Source organism: Umezawaea endophytica, assembly GCF_025061645.1.
In the GTDB taxonomy this organism is placed as follows: domain Bacteria; phylum Actinomycetota; class Actinomycetes; order Mycobacteriales; family Pseudonocardiaceae; genus Umezawaea; species Umezawaea endophytica.
The window spans coordinates 182,737-200,746 of record NZ_JANYMP010000016.1; the positions used below are offsets into that span (position 1 = coordinate 182,737).

An 18,010-nucleotide genomic window follows, 5' to 3' on the forward strand; every position below is an offset into this window, starting at 1 on the left:
TCCCTCGGCCGAGGAGGTTCGTCTCTGCCCTGCGTCACCTCCTCGTACCGGGACGCCGACCCCCGTCCCGAGGAGCTGACGCAGATGACCGTCATGGAACCGAACGCCGCGTACGCGGGCCAGGACCTCTCCTTCGACCAGCAGGTGGGCGCCGACGAAGCGGGCAGGGACCTGTACCACCAGATCACGACGGCGGACCCGAGCGGCCCGTTATCACCGGCAGGGCTGGACGAACGGCCTCCCGAACCCCACCTCACCGCCGACGAGGTGTTGCAGCGCATCGAATCCAGGACGCTGGAGCCCGAGGCGGCCTCGATCCCGATCCCGCTGCCCACGAGGGCGGCCAGCGGCAGGTACCGCTCGCCCGCGTTGGGATTCCAGCTCGAACTGCGCGTCGACGTCGACGGCCGACGGCCGCTGCGCAAGCTCAGCGGTGACTACTTCAGCGTTTCCGGCGCGACGACGACGTACTTCGGCTCGTGGACGGTCGACGCCGTCACGATCACGACGACACCGACGCTGGTCACCATCATCGGCACCGCCCGCACCACGTGGACCACCACGTACACCGTCGCCAGGGTGACCATCCCGCGGGTCACGGTCTTCCAGCCCGCGCCGCCCGCGACGATCCGCTGGTCGACCCCGACCGGCACACCGGGCGCGACGTACGCGTGCTCCTGGGAGTCCGGCGCGTTCCGGACCGTCGAGCTGGAGCAGGACACCGAGGCGGGCGTCACCGCCTTCGCCTCGTACAACACGGGTTCGCTGCCGAGCGGCGGCCCCGCGCGGACGCTGAGCACCGCGGGCGCGTACGCCGAGGCGGGCGTGCAGATGGTCGACACCGGCGCGGGCAACGTGATCACCACGTCGAGCAGCCACATCTGGACGAACGCGAGCCTGCACAACGCGATGGTCGCCCACTTCTCGCGCTACCAGGAGCGGTCCCAGTTCAAGGTGTGGCTGCTGCACGCCATGCGGCACGAGCTGGGCGTCGGGCTGCGCGGCATCATGTTCGACCAGCAGGGGCTTCAGCGGCAGGGCTGCGCGAGCTTCTACCAGGCCATCTCCGCGGGCACGGCGGCGAACCTGCGCGAACAGCTCTACGTGAACACCCACGAGCTGGGCCACTGCTTCAACCTGTTCCACTCGTTCCACAAGACGTTCATGACGCCGCCGCTGCCGAACCGGCCGGGCAGCCTGTCGTGGATGAACTACCCGCAGAACTACGCCCCCGGCGGCGGTGCTCCCGGTGGCGCGGCGGCGTTCTGGGGCGCGTTCCCGTTCCAGTTCGACGACCTGGAGCTGGCGCACGTGCGGCACGGCTTCCGCAACAACGTGATCATGGGCGGCAACCCGTTCGGCACGGGCGCGGCGCTGGAGGCCGAGGACGGCTTCGCCGACCCGGTCCTCGACACCAGCGGGCTGGAGCTGCGGATCGCGGTCACCCCGGACCGACCGGTGCTCGGCACCCCGGTGGTGCTGGAGATCAAGCTGGTCGTCGAGCGCACCCAGCAGGTGCACCGGCGCGAGCAGCTCCACCCGAAGTACCGCTTCGTGCAGGTCGCGATCAGCAGGCCGCGCGGCGACGTCGTCGTGCACCAGCCGCCCGTGAGCCACTGCGCCGTCCCCGACCTCGTGCTCGACGGGCACGGCGAGTCGCAGCCGATCAGCGCGTACATCGGCTACGACGCGACGGTCGGGCAGATCTTCGAGGACCCCGGCACGTACCGGATCCGCGCGTCCTACGTCGCCCCCGACGGCTCGCTCATCGTGTCGAACGCGACGTCCGTGCGGATCGCCGCCCCGCGCACCGAGCAGTCCGAGCAGGTCGCCGACCTGCTGCTCACCGACCAGGCGGGCATGGCACTCACGCTGCTGGGCTCCGACTCGCGGTACCTGGCCGAGGGCACGCGCGCACTGGAAACAGTGGCCTCCGACTACGGCGACCACCCGGCGGCCCTGTACGCGAAGCTGGCGCTCGGGATCAACGCGGCGCGGCCGTACACCGAGGTGCTGGAGAACGGCGAGGTGCGGACCAGGGAACGCGACCTCGGGCGGGGCGAGAACCTGCTGCGGCAGGTGGTCGACGCCTCGCGCGGCGACGAAGGGGTCGACAACCTCACGGTGTACCAGGCGCTGGCGTACCTGTCGGACGCCTACCGCGGCGAGGGCGACGAGAACCGGGCGCAGGCGTTGAAGGAGGACGCGAGGCAGCTCGCGGAGTCCAAGAACGAGCCCGTGTCGGTGCTGAGGTCGTTGGAGTGACCGGACAACTGGAGGTCGAGCTCGGCACCGGGTTCGCCGACGACGACGTCGCGGTGTACCTGGACGGCACGGAGGTGTGGCGGCGCGGCGGGGTCACGACGAACTACTCGGTCGGTCTCGCCGACGTCGTCCGCATCCCCGCGGCGGCGGCCGGAACGCTGGAGGTCCGCGTGCGCGACAAGGCGCGGAGCAGGCGGATCGAACCCGGCGCCCACCGGCTGCGCGTCGACCTCGACCCCTCCGGGGCGCCGCGGATGGGCGACGCCCCGGAAGGTCCGGTCTTCTAGTCCGGGCGACCCGCCCGGACGGTCTCACGGGCGCGGGGCGGTCACCGCGCCCGTGAGACCCCACCGCGGCCCAGCCCGGACTAGGCGAGGCTCCGCAACGATTCCGGCAGTGGTTCGGTGTGCAGCACGCCGAGCCGCTGCGTCGCGCGCGTCAGCGCCACGTACCGCTCCCCCGGCGTCATCCGGTGCGGTTCCACGACCAGGACCGTGTCGAACTCCAGGCCCTTGGCCTCGCGCGGCGTGATCACCGGTCCGTCCAGCTCCACGCCCTCCGGCGCGATGACGGTGACCGTGCCCGCGTGCGGCTCGGCCAGCCTGCGGGCGAGCGCGGCGGGCAGGTCGTCGACCAGCTCGGCCCACGGCTCGATGCCGTTGTGCCGCACGGACCTCGGCGGCGTCGCGTCCGGGTCGACCTCGGCCAGCGCGGCGGCGGCGACGTCCATGATCTCGGCGGGCGTGCGGTAGTTGACCGCCAGCTCGCGGTAGAGCCACCGGTCGGCCGCGTACCTGTTCAGCATCCCGGCCCAGCTCCGGGCCCCCGCCGCGGACTGCCGCTGCGACAGGTCGCCGACGATCGTGAAGGACTTGCTTGGACAGCGGCGGAACAGCACCCGCCAGTCCATCTCGGACAGTTCCTGCGCCTCGTCGACCACGACGTGGCCGTAGGTCCACTCGCGGTCGGCCGCCGCGCGCTCGGCGAGGTAGCGGTGGTCGCGCTCGGTGTGCCGCTGGGCCAGGTGCTCGGCGTCGATCAGGTCGACCGCGCGCAGCACGTCCGGGTCCAGCGCCGGGTCCGTGTCGAGGATCTCCAGCACGCCCTGCGCGTACTCCTGCTCGGCCTTCTCCTCCTTGGGCTTCAAGGGCTTCTCGCCCAGCAGCTCGGCGGCCTCGTCCAGCAGCGGCACGTCCGACACCGTCCACGCCCTGCCGATCTCGCGGTGCAGCTCGGGCACGCCCAGCTCCGCGCAGCGCTCGGCGGACTCGTAGAACTCGGCCAGGAACCGGCGCGGGGTCAGCGCGGGCCACAGCACGTCGACCGCGGCGCGCAGCTCGCGGTGCGCGAACAGTTCCCGCCGCACGTCCCGCTTCACGCCGTCCCACGGCTCGTCGATCTCGGCCAGCGCCGCGTCGAGCAGCACGTCCACCAGCGCCTCGTGGAACACCGCGCGGGTGTGGTTGTGCAGCATCCCGGCCGCGCGGGCGATCGTGCGGGCCTTGTCCGCCAGCGCCGCGTCCAGGTCGATGACCGCGTGCTCCAGCTCGATCGGGATCGGCTCGTCCGGCAGTTCCTGCCGCTGCGCCACGGCGGCGCCGAGCACGTCCAGGACGTCCAGGCTCCCCTTGATCCGCTGCACCTCCGGCACGTCCTCGCGCACGGTCCGCAGCCTCGGCATCAGGTCGCCGGGCGACGCGAACACCACGTCGGTCTCGCCGAGGGACGGCAGGACGTTGCCGATGTAGCTCAGGAACCCCGAGTTCGGGCCGACGATCAGCACACCGCGCTTGGCGAGCCGGTCGCGCTGCGTATAGAGCAGGTAGGCGACGCGGTGCAGCGCGACGGCGGTCTTGCCGGTGCCGGGCCCGCCCTCGACCACCAGCACGCCCTGGTGGTCGAGCCGGATGATCTCGTCCTGCTCGGCCTGGATCGTCGCGACGATGTCCCGCATGGCCTCTTCGCGCGGCGCGTCCAGTGCGGCGTTCAGCGCGACTCCGTCCAGCTTCAGCTCGTCGTCGTGGAAGTCGTGCAGCCGCCTGCCGCGGGTGTGGAAGTGCCGCCGCCTGGTCAACCCCTCGGGAACCGCGGCCGTCGCCACGTAGAACGGCCGCGCGGCGGGCGCCCGCCAGTCCGTCAACAACGGCTCGTACTCGTCCCCCTCGTCGAACAACCCGACCCGCCCGATGTAGGTGCGGGTCCCGTCGACGTGGTCGGTCCGCCCGAAGCACAGCCCGTCGTCGGCGATCCGCAACCTGCTGAGCTGGTCGGACAACGTCCGCACGGTCACCTCGCGCTGCCACCGCTGCGCACCCGTGTCCCCCAGCGCCTCCTCCAGCGCCCGCAACGCCACAGCCCGCTGGCCGTCCAGCTTCTCGTACAGGAATGCGACGCGTTCGCGTTCCGCGAGCAATTCCTCCATGTGACGCCCGATCCTTTCGTGCTACAATAGATGCATAGGCGGCCGCATTCCAAAAAATGGGCCGACTTTCTATTCTCTCCCCTTTGTCAAGCCGGCGGGTTCGTCCTGTGCTGCTCGTCAAGGCCCATTGGTCGGGAACACCGTCCGTGAAACGCCCGTCTTGGATGGCCTTTCCCTTTCACTCCAATGGATGCGGCACGTGAATTGGTATGGACATCTAGGGTCGGGAGGGTGTCCACACGGCGGCAGTTCATGAAGTTCGGCCTCGCGGCAGCGGCCACTCCACTACTCCCCCTGGGCTTCGCGGAAGCGGTAGCCGACATCGACGCGGCGGCGAACGGGCAGCCGTTCGCCTCCTACTGGCACCCCAACACGCTCCTGGCCTGGGACCCGGCCACGGACCCCGACGCCAGGTTCAACCGCAGCTCCGTCCCGCTCGCCCCCAGGGTGGTGCCCGCGCGTCCCGCCAACGCGCACGCGCGCCCCGGTGAGGCGAAGGTGCAGTCGCTGGTCGCGTACGCGCCGACCAGCGACAACCCCGCGCAGGGCGCGCCGAGCATGAACTACTACGCGACGAACTACTGGCAGTACATGGACACCCTCGTCTTCTGGGGCGGGTCGGCGTCCGAGGGGCTGATCCTGGCCCCGAACCCGACGGTCACGGACGCCGCGCACCGCAACGGCGTCAAGGTGATCGGCAACGTGTTCCTGCCGCCGACCGCGTACGGCGGCCGGATCCAGTGGGTGCGGGACTTCGTGCAGCGCGACGGCGACCGGTTCCCGGTGGCGGACAAGCTGATCGAGGTCGCCAGGCACCACGGCTTCGACGGCTGGTTCATCAACCAGGAGACGGCGGGCGGTGACACGGCGCTCGCGTCGACCATGCGCGACTTCATGGTGTACCTGGAGGCCAGTGGCCTGCACACCATCTGGTACGACGCCATGACGAGGACCGGCAGCGTGAGCTGGCAGAACGCCCTGACCGCCGCCAACCAGCAGTTCCTCCAGGACGGCGCCCAGCGGTCCAGCGACGAGATGTTCCTCAACTTCTGGTGGAGCGCGACGGGTCTGGCCAACTCCGCCGCGCTGGCCAGGACGCTGGGGCGCGACCCGTACGAGCTGTACTCCGGCGTGGACGTGGAGTCCAACGGCTACAACACCTCCGTCGGCTGGGCGTCGGTGTTCCCGGAGGGCAGGCCGCACGTCACCTCGCTCGGCTTCTACCGTCCCGAGTGGACCTTCAAGAGCTCGACCAGCCCGGCCGACTTCTACGCGCGGGACAACAGGTTCTGGATCGGTCCGAACGGCGACCCGGCCGACACGACGTCCACGGCGGCCTGGAAGGGCGTCGCCCACTACGTCACCGAGCTGACCCCGATCACGACCCTGCCGTTCGTCACGAACTTCAACACCGGCCACGGCAGGAAGTTCGCGGTGGGCGGCCAGGTCCTCAACCCGAACCCGTGGAACAACCTGAGCCTCCAGGACGTGCTGCCCACGTGGCGCTGGAGCGTCCAGTCGACCGGCACGAAGGTGGTCCCGAGCCTGGACTGGGACACCCCGTGGGACGGCGGCACGTCCCTCAAGATCACCGGGACCCCCAGCGCCGACAACGACGTCCGCCTGTTCGCCACGCGGCTCCCGTTGACCGCGGAGAGTTCCGTCGAGCTGGTCTTCACGACCGCCGCCGAGGGCGCGTCCCGGCTGCGGATCGGCCTCCAGTTCGCCGACGCGCCGGACACGACGGAGTTCCTGGACATCGGCACGTCCGCGGGCGGCTGGCAGCGCAAGACGTTCACGCTGACCGCCCACGCGGGCCGCGAGCTGGTCGGGATCTCCCTGCGCGTCACGGCGGGGGCGGAGTTCACCGGGTACGTCGGCAGGCTCGGCGTCCACGCGAGCTGCACGCCGGACCCGGTCGCGGCTCCGGGCGCGGTCACGGTCGAGCAGGTCGCCCAGGTCGACGCGACCACCGCCGCGCTGCGGCTGAGCTGGGTCCGGTCGACCGGCGCCGTCCGGCAGTACCGCGTGTACCAGCGGAACGCCGACGGGACGCGGGCGTTCCTCGGCGGCACCCCGAACGACGCCTACTACGTCCCGGCGGTCGCGAAGGCCGCGGGTGAGGCGATCACCGTGGAGGTGGTCGCCGTGAGCGAGGCGTTCGCCACCTCCACGGCCAGTGGGGTCACCGTGCCGTGAGGGTCTCGGCGACCGGGACCCGCTGCCGCCTCAGCGGCACGATCAGCGGCGTCCCGGTCTCCGGGTCGGGCACCACCCGGCACGGCAGGCCGAACACGTCCTCGACCAGCTCGGCCGTCACGATCTCGGTCGGGTTCCCCTGCGCCACGATGCCCTCGCCGGGCTTCATCGCGATCAGGTGGGTCGCGTAGCGGCACGCCTGGTTGAGGTCGTGCAGCACGGCCACCAGCGTGTGGCCGCCGTGCTCGTGCAGGTCGGCGCACAGGTCGAGCACCTCGACCTGGTGCGCGATGTCGAGGAACGTCGTCGGCTCGTCCAGCAGCAGGATCGAGGTCTCCTGCGCCAGCACCATCGCGAGCCAGACCCGCTGCCGCTGGCCGCCGGACAGTTCGTCGAGCATCCGGTCGGACAGGTCCAGCACGTTCGTCAGCCGCATCGCCTCGGTGACCACGGACTCGTCCTGCTCGGACCACTGCTTGAGCAGCCGCTGGTGCGGGTACCGGCCGCGCGCCACCAGCTCGCCCACGGTGATCCCGCCGGGCGCGATGGACGTCTGCGGCAGCAGGCCGAGCCTGCGCGCGACCTCCTTCGACCGGTAGGTCGTGATGACCTCGCCGTCCAGGTACACCGCGCCCAGCTTCGGCTTCAGCATGCGCGCCAACGCCTTCAGCAGCGTCGACTTGCCGCACGCGTTCGGGCCGACGATGACCGTGAACGACCCGTCGGGGATGACGACGCCGAGCCCCTCGGCGACCGTGCGCTCGTCGTAGGCGAGCGTGAGGTCCTCCGCACGCAGTCGCGTCATCGTGCGATCCCCCTCCGCCATTCGTGCGCCAGCAGCCAGACCAGGTAGAGCCCGCCGAGCGCGCCGGTCGCGATGCCGACCGGGAGCTGGGCGGGCGAGAACAGCCGTTGCACAGCGAAGTCGCCCGCGACGAGCAGCAGGGCGCCCATGAGCGCGGTCGGGACCAGGCCCGCGCCCGCGGACCCGGTGAGCCTGCGGGCCAACTGCGGCGCGGCCAGCGCGAGGAACGACACGGGACCGGCGGCGGCGGTCGCCACGGCGGCCAGCCCGACGCTGATCGCGATCAGCACGAGCCGGGTGCGCTCGGAGTCGACGCCGAGGCCCTTGGCCGTGGCGTCGCCCATCTCCATCAGCGCCAGGCGCCGCCCGAAGTACAGGGCCAGTGGCAGCAGCACGGCGACGGCGACGCCGACGACCTGAACGTGGTCCCAGCCGCGGCCGTTGAGCCCGCCGACCTGCCACGCCTGCGCGGCGATGGCGTCGGTCAGCGACGCGCGGGTGATCAGGTACTTGTTCAGCGACAGCATGATGAAGCTGACCCCGATGCCGATGAGGATCAGCCGGAATCCCTGCACGCCCCGTTTGAACGCCAGCAGGTAGACCACGACCGCCGTCGCCACGCCGCCGACGAGCGCGCCCGCGCCGACCTGGACCATGCTGCCGTCGACCAGGACGATCACCAGGATCGCGCCGGTCGCCGCGCCCTGGGTGAACCCGATGATGTCCGGGCTCGCGAGCGGGTTGCCGGACAGGCTCTGGAGGATGCCGCCGCTGACCGCGAGCGCGGCCCCGACCAGGACTCCGGTCACGAGCCGGGGCAGCCGCAGCGTGAGCACGATGAAGTCCGACGCGCCGTCGCCATGGCCGATCAGGGACCTGACCACCTCCGAGACGGTCAGCTCGAAGTCGCCGCTGGTCATCGTGACCAGGCTCAGCCCGACGAGCGCGGCCAGCAGCGCGAGGCCCACCACGACCGCGCGCTCGGCGAACCGGAAGGAGACGAACCCGGTCCGGACGACCCGGCCGCGGACCGCTCGCCGGTCCCGCGCGGGCGCGCTCACAGCTCCGCCAGCTTGCGGCGGCGGCACAGGGCGATGAAGACGGGGGCGCCGAGGAACGCGGTGACGATGCCCACCTGGAGTTCCGAGGGCGCGATGACCACGCGGCCCACGACGTCCGCGCCGATCAGCAGGATCGGCGCCAGCACCAGCGAGTACGGCAGCACCCACCGCTGGTCCGGCCCGACGATCATCCTCGCCACGTGCGGGATGGTCAGGCCGATGAACGCGATGGGGCCCGCGGCGGCCGTGGCCGCACCGCACAGCAGCGTGACGGCGAGCGCTCCGATCGCGCGGGTGCGGCCGAGGTTCGCGCCCAGCGCCTTGCCGGTCTGGTCGCCGAGCGCCAGCACGTTGAGCGACCTGGCGAGGCCGAGCGCGAGGCCGACGCCCACCAGGATGAACGGCGCGACCTGCGTGACGGCGTCCATCTTGCGGCCCGCCAGCGCGCCGACGTCCCAGAAGCGGAAGGCGTTGAACGCCTGGGTGTCCAGCACCAGCACCGCGGAGACGAACGCCACCAGCACGGCGGTGATCGCCGCTCCCGCGAGCACGAGCCGTTCCGGGGTGGCGGCCGACCGGCCGGACGAGCCCAGGACGTAGACGACGACCGAGGCCGCGGCGGCGCCCGCGAAGGCGAACCAGATGTAGCCGGTGACGGTCGTGATGCCGGTGAACGCGATGGCGACCACCACGGCGGCCGACGCGCCCATCTCGACGCCCAGCAGGCCGGGGTCGGCGAGCGGGTTGCGGGTCAGCGCCTGCATCAGCGCGCCCGCCAAGCCCAGCGCCCCGCCGACGAGCACGCCCATCACGCCGCGCGGGACGCGCAGGTCGTGGATGATCACGGCTTCGGTGGAGCCGTCGTTGTGCAGCAGGACCTGCCAGGTGTCGCCGAACGGGATGTTCCGCGTGCCGACCCACAGGCTAAGGATGAACACGAACACCAGCACCCCGACGGCGATCAGCAGACCCACCGCGCGGACCGCGTGGCTGGTGCCACCTCGTGGCCGGACCTGCACCGCGGCGCCCACCGCATCTCCCCTGTGTCGAAGCCGACCTCCTGACCATCGACCAGATTAGCGTAGCCTTACCTACCGTCCCGTTTGGCCGTCCGAATGCATGGGGTGGGTTAGTGCGCGCCGGAGAACCTACGGGTCGCGACGTCCTGAGGTCCGCGATCAAGGGCCAGTGGCGCAACGTCACCGCGGCGTCGATAGCCGGAGCGGGGCACCAGGCGGGCGAGGCGCTCGTGCCGGTGATCATCGGCGTGGTGATCGACCGCGCGGTGTCGACCGGCGCGACCGTCGAACTGGTCTGGTGGCTGGTGGCGCTCGGCGTGGTGTTCGCGGTGCTGTCGTTCAGCTTCCGCGTCAGCCTCCAGGCCGGGGAGCTGGCCTCCGAGAAGGCCGCGCACGCGTTGCGGCTGCGGTTGACCGAGCGGGTGCTCGACCACCGCGGCGGGGCCAAGACGGGCAGGCTCGCCGGTGGTCTGGTCACCATCGCGACCAGCGACGCGCTGCGCGTCGGCCACGTCAACCGCGCCCTGCCCACGGCCGTCGCGGCGGGCACTGGCCTGCTGGTCGGCGCCGTCGCGCTGCTGCGGGTTTCCGTGGTCCTCGGGCTGGTCGTGCTGGTCGCCACCCCCCTGCTGCTCGGCCTCGCGCACCTGCTCGGCAAGCCGCTCGAACGGCGCAGCGAAGCCGAGCAGGAACGGGCCGCGAACGCGTCCGGCATCGCGGCCGACCTGGTCGCGGGCCTGCGCTCGCTCAAGGGCATCGGCGCCGAGCGCGCCGCCGTCGACCGCTACCGCGGCACCAGCCAGGGCTCGAAGGACGCGGCCATCCGGTCCGCCACCGCGCAGGCGTTCCTGGACGGTTCGATGCTCGCGGTCACCGGGCTGCTGCTGGCGCTGATCGCGCTGGTCGGCGGCACGCTCGCCGCCGACGGCTCGATCACGATCGGCGAACTGGTCGCCGCCGTCGGCCTCGCCCAGTTCCTGCTGTGGCCGCTGAACGTCATCTCGTGGGTCAACGGCGCGTTCGCGATGGGCCGCGCGTCGGCCGACCGGATCGCCTCGGTCCTCTCCGCGCCCTCCGCGCTGGGGGCCGGGTCCGCCGACGTGGCCACGCCGGTCGCGGGCGGTATCCGCCTGCGCGGCCTCACCCACGGCACGCTGCGCGGCGTCGACCTCGACATCGCGCCGGGCGAACTGGTCGGCGTCGTGGCGGCCGACCCGGCGGACGCGACGGCGCTGCTGCACTGCCTGGCCCGCGAGGTCGACCCGGCTTCGGGGTCCGTGGAGCTGGACGGCGTCGCGCTGTCCACAGTGGACCCGGCTCGGGTGCGGGCCGCGATCCTCGTGGCCGCCCACGAGGCCGACCTGTTCTCCGACAGCGTGGTGGACAACATCCGCGCCGTGTCGGCGAAGCAGTCGGACGTCGACCTGGCGATGACCGCGGCGGCCGTGGACGACGTCGCCGAAGCCCTGCCGCAGGGCGCCGACACGATCGTCGCCGAACGCGGCAGGTCGCTGTCCGGCGGGCAGCGCCAACGGGTCGCGCTCGCCCGCGCGCTGGCCGCCGCTCCCCCGGTGCTGGTGGTGCACGACCCGACGACCGCCATCGACGCCGTCACCGAGATGGCGCTGGCGCGGGGCATCCGCGAGATGCGCCTCGGCCGGACCACGATCGTCGTGGCGACCAGTCCGGCTCTGCTCGCGGTGGCGGACCGGGTCGTCGTCCTGACCGATGGCCTGCTGACCGCGGAGGGCACGCACGCGTCCCTCGTGGCGCACGCCGACTACCGCGCGGCGGTGCTGTCGTGACGACCGGATCCGAGGAGGAAGCCATGTCCACCCGCGAACTCCTCCCCACCGCGAGCGCCGCGCAGACCTGGGCGGCCGTGCGGGTGATGCTGCGCGAGCGCCGCCTGCTCGCCGCCTCGACGATCGCCGTGCTGCTCGCGGGCACCGGCGTGGGCCTGGCCACCGCCCCGCTGCTGGGCGACATCGTCGACCTGGTCGCCACGCGGCAGCCGTCGAGCGCCATCACCACCCCGGTCGTGCTGCTCGCGCTGGTCGCCGTCGCGCAGGGCGGCGCGACCGCGTTGGGCGCGGCGCTGATCTCCCGGCTCGGCGAGGGGATGCTGGCGCAGTTGCGCGAGCGGTTCATCGACCGCGCGCTGAACCTGCCGTTGGAGCAGGTCGAGCGAGCCGGATCCGGTGACCTGACCGCACGGGTGACCGGCGACGTCACGAAGATCGCCGAGGCCGTGCGCCAGGCGCTGCCGCTGATGGCGCGGTCCGCGTTGACGATCGTGCTGACGTTGGGCGCGTTGGCCGTGCTGGACTGGCGGTTCGCGCTGGCGGTGCTCGTCGCCGCGCCCGTGCAGGTCCTCACGCTGCGCTGGTACGGCCGCGGTGCCAAGACCATGTACAGCGCCGAGCGGATCGCGATCGGCGAGCAGCAGCAACAACTCCTGGAGACCATCGGCGGCTCGTCGACCGTGCGCGCCTTCGGGTTGGCCGACGACCACGTGCGGCGCGTGACCGAGCGGTCGAGCCACGCGGTCGGGATGACCATGCGGTGCATCAGGCTGCTGGGCGGCTTCTTCAGCAGGCTGAACCTCGCCGAGTACGTCGGCCTGTCGGCGCTGCTGGTCACCGGTTTCTTCCTGGCGGGCAACGGAACCGCCACCATCGGCACCGCCACGGCCGCCGCGCTGTACTTCCACAGCCTGTTCAACCCGATCAACGCCGCCCTGTCGCTCGCCGACGACGCCCAGTCCGCCGCCGCCAGCCTGTCGCGGCTCGTCGGGGTGGCGGACCGGCCCGAGGTGCCGTCCGACGACACCGGCACGGCGCTGACGGACACGACCGTCAAGGTCTCCTCAGTCGGCCACGCCTACGAGACCGGCCACGACGTCCTGGACGACATCACCCTCGACCTGGCGCCCGGTGAACGGGTCGCGCTGGTCGGCGCGAGCGGCGCGGGCAAGACCACCCTGGCCAAGCTGATCGCGGGCGTCCACCAGCCGACGCGCGGCACGATCACGTTCGGCGGCACGGACGTCCTCGACCTCGACCAGGCCACCACCCGACGGACCATCGCGCTGATCACGCAGGAGGTCCACGTCTTCTCGGGCCCGCTGTCCGACGACCTCCGCCTCGCGAAGCCCACCGCCACCGACGCCGAGGTGCACGCCGCCCTCGACCGCGTCGGCGCGCTGCCGTGGGCGCGGGCACTGCCCGACGGACTCGCCACCGTCGTCGGCGAGGGCGGCCACCGCCTGACCGTCGCACAGGCCCAACAGTTGGCCCTGGCCCGCTTGGTGCTGGCCGATCCCCCCATCGCCGTCCTGGACGAGGCCACCGCCGACGCGGGCAGCGCGGGAGCCAGGGTGTTGGAGACCGCCGCCACGGCGGCGTTGGAGGGCCGCAGCGGGCTACTGGTGGCCCATCGGCTGACGCAGGCGGCGGGCGCGGATCGGGTGGTCGTGCTGGATCACGGGCGGGTCGTGGAGAGCGGGACGCACGCGGAACTGGTGGCTGCCGGTGGCCGGTACGCGGAACTGTGGGCGGCTTGGTCGGACCAGCGCTAGAAGAGGGACGCGAACCAGTCGACCCCGGTCCACGACCAGAACACCAGCCGGGGCAGCGACACCGCGAAAACGACCGCCACCACCGCGACCAGGACGAAACCACCACCAACCCTCTTGGTCACCACCACGGCCGAGAGCGCGAGCAGCACCGGGACGAGTGCGACGGGCCAACTGAAGTAGCCCACGACGACGCACAGGACAGCGGCCAGCGCTGCCGTGCCGGGAGCGGGCCCCTCCGCCGACCGCGCCCACTTGACGAGCGACCAGCAGGGAAGGCCGACCAGGACGAATGTGAGCGCGGTGAGGAACAACTGCTGGGTGTCCGACAGCTCCCGCATCCTCAGCACCTCCCGGACGAGCAGTCCCGCCAGGAACAAGCCGGTTCCGGCGAACAGGCCGTTCGTCTCCACCACACGGCGGTCCGTCGAGCCGGAGGACGTGCCGCGCTGCGTCGCCTTCGTCCTCTCCTGCTGGAGTTGGCGCGATATCCGCTTGGCTTCGGCATCCTGCAACTTCTTGTGCTCGGTCTCGACCTCGCGGAGCTTCCGCTCGGCCTCGGCGGCACGCTGCTTGTGCTGGATGCGGACCTCGCGGAGCTGCTGCTCGGTGCGCGCCAACCTCCGCTGGAACACGAGGTCGGAGGTCGACCGGGGGAAGTCGGCTGCCGTGTCGTGCTCAGCAGTCGCGGTATCCGTCTTGAACACGCCCTTGGCGAGCTCGGCCAGTGCCTTCCGAACCTCGACCTGGATGGTGTGCACCTCGTCGAGCACCCGGCGGCAGTGGTCCAGCAGGTCCGCTTCCTCGTCGAGCTTCGCGGTGAGTTCGACACGCGCGGTCGGAGTGGTCACGGGCTCCTCCGGTTCGGCCCGATCCGGGTAGAAGATGTACCACCGAGCCCTCAGCGTGTGGAGGATGAGCTGGACGAACCCCTCGTCCTCGCGAACCTCGCCCAGCGCCGCCCGCGTCCGCGCGAACTGCACGTCGACCTCGGCCACGTACCTGGTCAACTCGTCGAACTTCTCCCTGAGCACCTCGTTCTCGTTCACGACGCCCTTCAGCTTGGCGTCCAACGCCTCGAGTTCACCCCGCACGGATCGCCGATCCCGCTCCAGCCAGGAGATTATCTTGAGCAGCGGGGCCAACAGTCCGCTCACTTTGTCCCGCTGGACTTTGAGGTCCTCGAACTGCTGGAGGTGGAGCTTTTCCAGCCTCTTGAGGTCGTCGATGTGCCCTCTCTGGGACTCGATGAGATTCGCGCGCTCAGCAATTGAGCACAGCCGCCGCCTGACCGGTATGCCGAAATGGGCGCGGTCCGATCGGCCGAGTGCTAGCCGGCCATCAGGTCCGCAAGGTGCCGCAGCCACGCGAAGGACATCAGCGCGGCGAACACGGCTCCGCCCGCCACGCACGTCACCGGTGCGGCCGTTCGGAGGAACTCGCGCATCCGCCCGGCCGTCGGGTCGACGCGCTGTCGAGCACGGCCCGCCGCAGCCGCCCCCAAGCACAGCGCCACCGAGCCGAGTGCGAAAGCGGCGAGCACCGGCGGGGTCGTGGGGATGGCTGCCGGGAACGGGGCGGTGTGGCTGCCGAGCACGACACCGGTGACCAGCAGGGCGGCGGACCGGAACGGGTGGGAGCCGGTGTGCCAGGTCGAGCGCCAGACGCCGAACGCCGCGTACAGCGTCAGCGGGGCGCCGATCAGCGCGCCCGCGACCGCTGCGGCCCCCACGCCGTGGGCGACGCCCGTCGTCCTCACCAAAAGAAGCGCGGGGCCGAGTGCTGCGCCGGCGGTGGTCGCGCCCAGCAGCAGGAGGCCGGGGGTGGTGGCCAGCAGTCGTCCCGGATCGGCCAGCACGGCTGTTCGGGTGTCGCCGCCGGGATGTCCGCGCAGCCACGGGCGCACGGCGGGTGCGGTGCCGACCGCGGCCAGCAGTCCCTCGGCACCGTCGCGGGCGGCGACCAGGTCCGCCTGGTGCTCCCGTGCCCGCAGGAACGCCCGCGCCACCAACTCGGTGATCACCGCTTGGACCAGGAAACCCGTGAGCAGCCCCTGAAGCGGGACGGGTGGTGACAACCAGCCCAGCCACACCAGGAGGAGCAGCGCCAGCGCGGTCGGCACGACGCTCGCGCGGAGCACCGACCCCAACCGGTACCAATCGAGGTCACCCGCGCGCACGTGCGCGAGTTCGTGGCGCACCACCGCCTCGAACACCGCCCGCCCCTCCCCGCTCGCCGTGCACAGCCCGAGCAGTTCGGGTCCCATCACCAGCACCACCACACCGTGCCCGCCCGCGACGAACGCCCGTCGCCCCAACCTCGGCCCGAGGCGGACCACGACCTCCTCCCGATCGACAAGACCCGCGACCACGGCGGCGGCCTCGGTGAACGACGTCTCCTCCAGCGGCACGGACCCGCGCGACCGCCACAGCAACCGGAGACCCCAGTAGGCGAACGCCACCGCGTACACGACCATCGCCTTGCCCGCCACGTCGAACAGCAGGCCTTCGGCGCTCCACTCGACCAGGGCGGCGACGTTCAGCCCGACCATCGTGGCCAGCAGGCACAGCAGCAGCGTGTCGTCAGAGGGGAACCCCCGGAGTTCGACGCGGCGTAAGGCACTCACCGCGGGTCGTCGCGTTCGAGCAGCAGCGCCACGACGATCGCGTCCGCCAGCGCCTCCGCCTGCCGCTCCTCGACGCCCAGTGCCTTGGCCCGCACCAACGCGATCGCCCGGACTCTGGCCAGTTCGTCGGCAGACCACTCCTGAACGGGCGCTTCGACGGCGCGGCGCTTGACGAGCTTGCGGAACACCTTGCCCGCGCCGGTCTTCACCGCTTCGCCGACACCGTCGGACAACGCGGTGATCACGCTGCCCGAGACGAGCGCGACCACGGGGGTGATCATCTCGACCGCGTCGCCCAAACCGAAGCCGAGGGGATCGTCGTGGAAGCGGCGGAACGCGCGTTCGGCCCTGGCGGGGTGGTCGAGGTACGGCGCGGCGACCAGGGCGAACGAGGGGAGTTCGGCGGGGGCAACGGCTTCGACCACTCGTTCGGCCAGGTCGTGCGCGGTCACGGTGGTCATCGGCGGCTCCCCTTGGCAGATCGACGCTGTCGTAGTGGAGACCGTAGCGGGCAGGCGCGTCCTCACTCCTCGAACAGGTGCCGCAGGTAGACCTCCGGCTTCGCCAGGAAGTCCCGTGTCAGGCGGACCGGCAGCGCGCCGTCGTACGTGGTGCGGGTGATCGCGCCGTCGTCCGCGATCTCCAGGATGGCCGCTCCCGGCAGGGCCAGGAGGATCGGGGAGTGGGTGGCGACCACGAACTGGCAGCCCTGCTCCACGAGGTCGGCGAGCCGCACCAGGACGGCCAGGCAGCCGCGGACCGACAGCGCGGCCTCCGGCTCGTCCAGGAAGTACAGCCCGTCCGCTCCGAACCGGTGGCTCACCAGGTCGAGGAACGACTCCCCGTGCGACCGCTCGTGCGGGGAGATCCCACCGTAGGAGGGAAGGAGCGACGGGGAGTAGGGGTCCTCGTCCAGGCGCTCGATCTCGGTGGCGACGTTGTAGTACGACTCGGCTCGCAGGAAGTACCCGGTGCGGGGTTTGCGGCCGGACCAGGACAGCACCAGGTCGTCCCCCAGCGAGGACTCCGACGCGCGGGTCGCGAACCGGAAGTTCTGGCTCCCGCCCTCGGGGTTGAAGCCGCACGCCACCGCCATGGCCTCGGTGAGCGTGGACTTGCCGCTCCCGTTCTCCCCCACCAGGAACGTCACGCCCGGCGCCAACTCCAGCCCGTTCGCCACCAGGTCCCGCACCGCGGGCAGGGTGAAGGGGTAGCGCCCGGTGTCGGCGAGGGGCTCGACGCGCACCTGCCGGACGAAGTGACCAGGACCTCGCCGACGACGCACCAGCAGACCTCCTCGCTACCCGGACGTCCTCGATGCTACGTCGCCCGACGCCCGTTCCCGCGCTTCGACGACCTCGTCACCGTCCGCCCACCGCGCCGGCAGTGGTTTCCCCACCAAGGCCTCGATCGCGCCGAGGAGGTGGCGGCACGGATCGGGGCGGCAGCGGGTGAACCGCGGCAAGCGGCCGTTCGAGTTCGCCACCCGCTGAACCCCCGGACGTCACGCCGTGTGCTCCCGCGCGCCCGGCACGTCGACCAGGTCGCGGCCGGGCAGCCAGCCGTTGGGGATGTCGGTGGCGCGCCACGCGGACACCCTCAGCCGGACGGCCTCGATCGGGGCGCTGAGGAACGGTTCCGCCTGCGGCACCTTGGCGAGCAGCACGCGGCGCACGTCGTCGGCCTCGGCTCCCACGACGACGCGCGCGGTCGCCTGGGCCTGGAGGAACGGCTGGGCGGGCGAGCCCGTCGAGATGATCACGGACACCAGCGGGTCCTGCCTGATCGCGGCGAGCGTGCGGCCCCGCTGCTCCAGCACCAGCGACAGGGTGAACAGGCCGGTCTCGGCGAAGTACGCGCCGTTGACCCAGGGGCCCTGTTCGCCCGCCGTGGCGAGGAAGAAGGACTGGTGCGCGGCGAGGGTGTCGCGGACCAGGTTCTCGACCTCGGACGTCGTCTCCAGAATCGTCATGCGGCGAAAGGTATTCACCGATTTTCGGGAGATCCGCGAAGCGGGCCGGTTAGTCCCCGTTCGA

The 18,010-nt window shown here is 71.8% G+C and carries 14 protein-coding genes; 5 read left to right on the forward strand and 9 right to left on the reverse strand.

What is annotated here, in order from left to right; translation table 11 throughout:
- The first annotated feature begins 84 nt into the window (after positions 1-84).
- A complete protein-coding gene (locus NZH93_RS30010) occupies positions 85-2,265 on the forward strand; it encodes a hypothetical protein (RefSeq protein ID WP_259626599.1) in 2,181 nt (726 codons plus the stop codon).
- Positions 2,262-2,552 (forward strand): hypothetical protein, encoded by a 291-nt coding sequence (locus NZH93_RS30015; RefSeq protein WP_259626600.1) that lies wholly within the window; start codon positions 2,262-2,264, stop codon positions 2,550-2,552. Before NZH93_RS30010 ends, NZH93_RS30015 begins: the two co-directional genes overlap by 4 nt.
- 80 nt (positions 2,553-2,632) lie before the next feature.
- On the opposite strand, the gene NZH93_RS30020 is transcribed toward NZH93_RS30015, so the two are convergent.
- Complete coding sequence (locus NZH93_RS30020) at positions 2,633-4,687, reverse strand: UvrD-helicase domain-containing protein (protein WP_259626601.1); 2,055 nt, start codon at positions 4,685-4,687, stop codon at positions 2,633-2,635.
- Between the two features lie 231 nt (positions 4,688-4,918).
- Here NZH93_RS30020 and NZH93_RS30025 point away from each other — a divergent pair, with 231 nt between their 5' ends.
- Entirely contained in the window at positions 4,919-6,886 is a 1,968-nt protein-coding gene (locus NZH93_RS30025; protein ID WP_259626602.1) for an endo-beta-N-acetylglucosaminidase, read from the forward strand.
- Here NZH93_RS30025 and NZH93_RS30030 read toward each other — a convergent pair.
- The 3 genes from NZH93_RS30030 to NZH93_RS30040 are packed head-to-tail and all read right to left on the reverse strand — an operon-like array spanning position 6,873 to position 9,783.
- The gene (locus tag NZH93_RS30030; RefSeq protein WP_259626603.1) at positions 6,873-7,691 is read right to left on the reverse strand and encodes an ABC transporter ATP-binding protein; all 819 of its coding nucleotides are present in this window, start codon (positions 7,689-7,691) and stop codon (positions 6,873-6,875) included. The genes NZH93_RS30025 and NZH93_RS30030 overlap by 14 nt on opposite strands.
- Positions 7,688-8,752, reverse strand: coding sequence for a FecCD family ABC transporter permease (locus NZH93_RS30035; RefSeq protein ID WP_259626604.1), 1,065 nt, complete (start codon positions 8,750-8,752; stop codon positions 7,688-7,690). Before NZH93_RS30035 ends, NZH93_RS30030 begins: the two co-directional genes overlap by 4 nt.
- Positions 8,749-9,783 (reverse strand): FecCD family ABC transporter permease, encoded by a 1,035-nt coding sequence (locus NZH93_RS30040; protein WP_259626605.1) that lies wholly within the window; start codon positions 9,781-9,783, stop codon positions 8,749-8,751. Before NZH93_RS30040 ends, NZH93_RS30035 begins: the two co-directional genes overlap by 4 nt.
- Before the next feature lie 101 nt (positions 9,784-9,884).
- Here NZH93_RS30040 and NZH93_RS30045 point away from each other — a divergent pair, with 101 nt between their 5' ends.
- On the forward strand, positions 9,885-11,576 hold the full coding sequence (locus tag NZH93_RS30045) for an ABC transporter ATP-binding protein (RefSeq protein WP_259626606.1): 1,692 nt from the start codon (positions 9,885-9,887) through the stop codon (positions 11,574-11,576).
- Positions 11,577-11,599: 23 nt separating this feature from the next.
- Positions 11,600-13,351, forward strand: a complete 1,752-nt coding sequence (locus tag NZH93_RS30050; protein WP_259626647.1) for an ABC transporter ATP-binding protein — start codon at positions 11,600-11,602, stop codon at positions 13,349-13,351.
- On the opposite strand, the gene NZH93_RS30055 is transcribed toward NZH93_RS30050, so the two are convergent.
- The 5 genes from NZH93_RS30055 to NZH93_RS30075 form a co-directional block, all read right to left on the reverse strand.
- Positions 13,348-14,505: a coiled-coil domain-containing protein gene (locus NZH93_RS30055; protein ID WP_259626607.1), complete on the reverse strand. Its 1,158-nt coding sequence runs from the start codon at positions 14,503-14,505 to the stop codon at positions 13,348-13,350. The two genes, NZH93_RS30050 and NZH93_RS30055, sit on opposite strands and share 4 nt — an antisense overlap.
- 173 nt (positions 14,506-14,678) lie before the next feature.
- The gene (locus NZH93_RS30060) at positions 14,679-15,974 is read right to left on the reverse strand and encodes a M48 family metalloprotease (RefSeq protein ID WP_259626608.1); all 1,296 of its coding nucleotides are present in this window, start codon (positions 15,972-15,974) and stop codon (positions 14,679-14,681) included.
- Positions 15,971-16,435, reverse strand: a complete 465-nt coding sequence (locus NZH93_RS30065; RefSeq protein WP_259626609.1) for a hypothetical protein — start codon at positions 16,433-16,435, stop codon at positions 15,971-15,973. Before NZH93_RS30065 ends, NZH93_RS30060 begins: the two co-directional genes overlap by 4 nt.
- 62 nt (positions 16,436-16,497) lie before the next feature.
- A complete protein-coding gene (locus NZH93_RS30070; RefSeq protein ID WP_259626610.1) occupies positions 16,498-17,259 on the reverse strand; it encodes an AAA family ATPase in 762 nt (253 codons plus the stop codon).
- A 219-nt stretch (positions 17,260-17,478) separates the two neighbouring features.
- Positions 17,479-17,946 (reverse strand): pyridoxamine 5'-phosphate oxidase family protein, encoded by a 468-nt coding sequence (locus NZH93_RS30075; RefSeq protein WP_259626611.1) that lies wholly within the window; start codon positions 17,944-17,946, stop codon positions 17,479-17,481.
- Between the last annotated feature and the right edge of the window lie 64 nt (positions 17,947-18,010).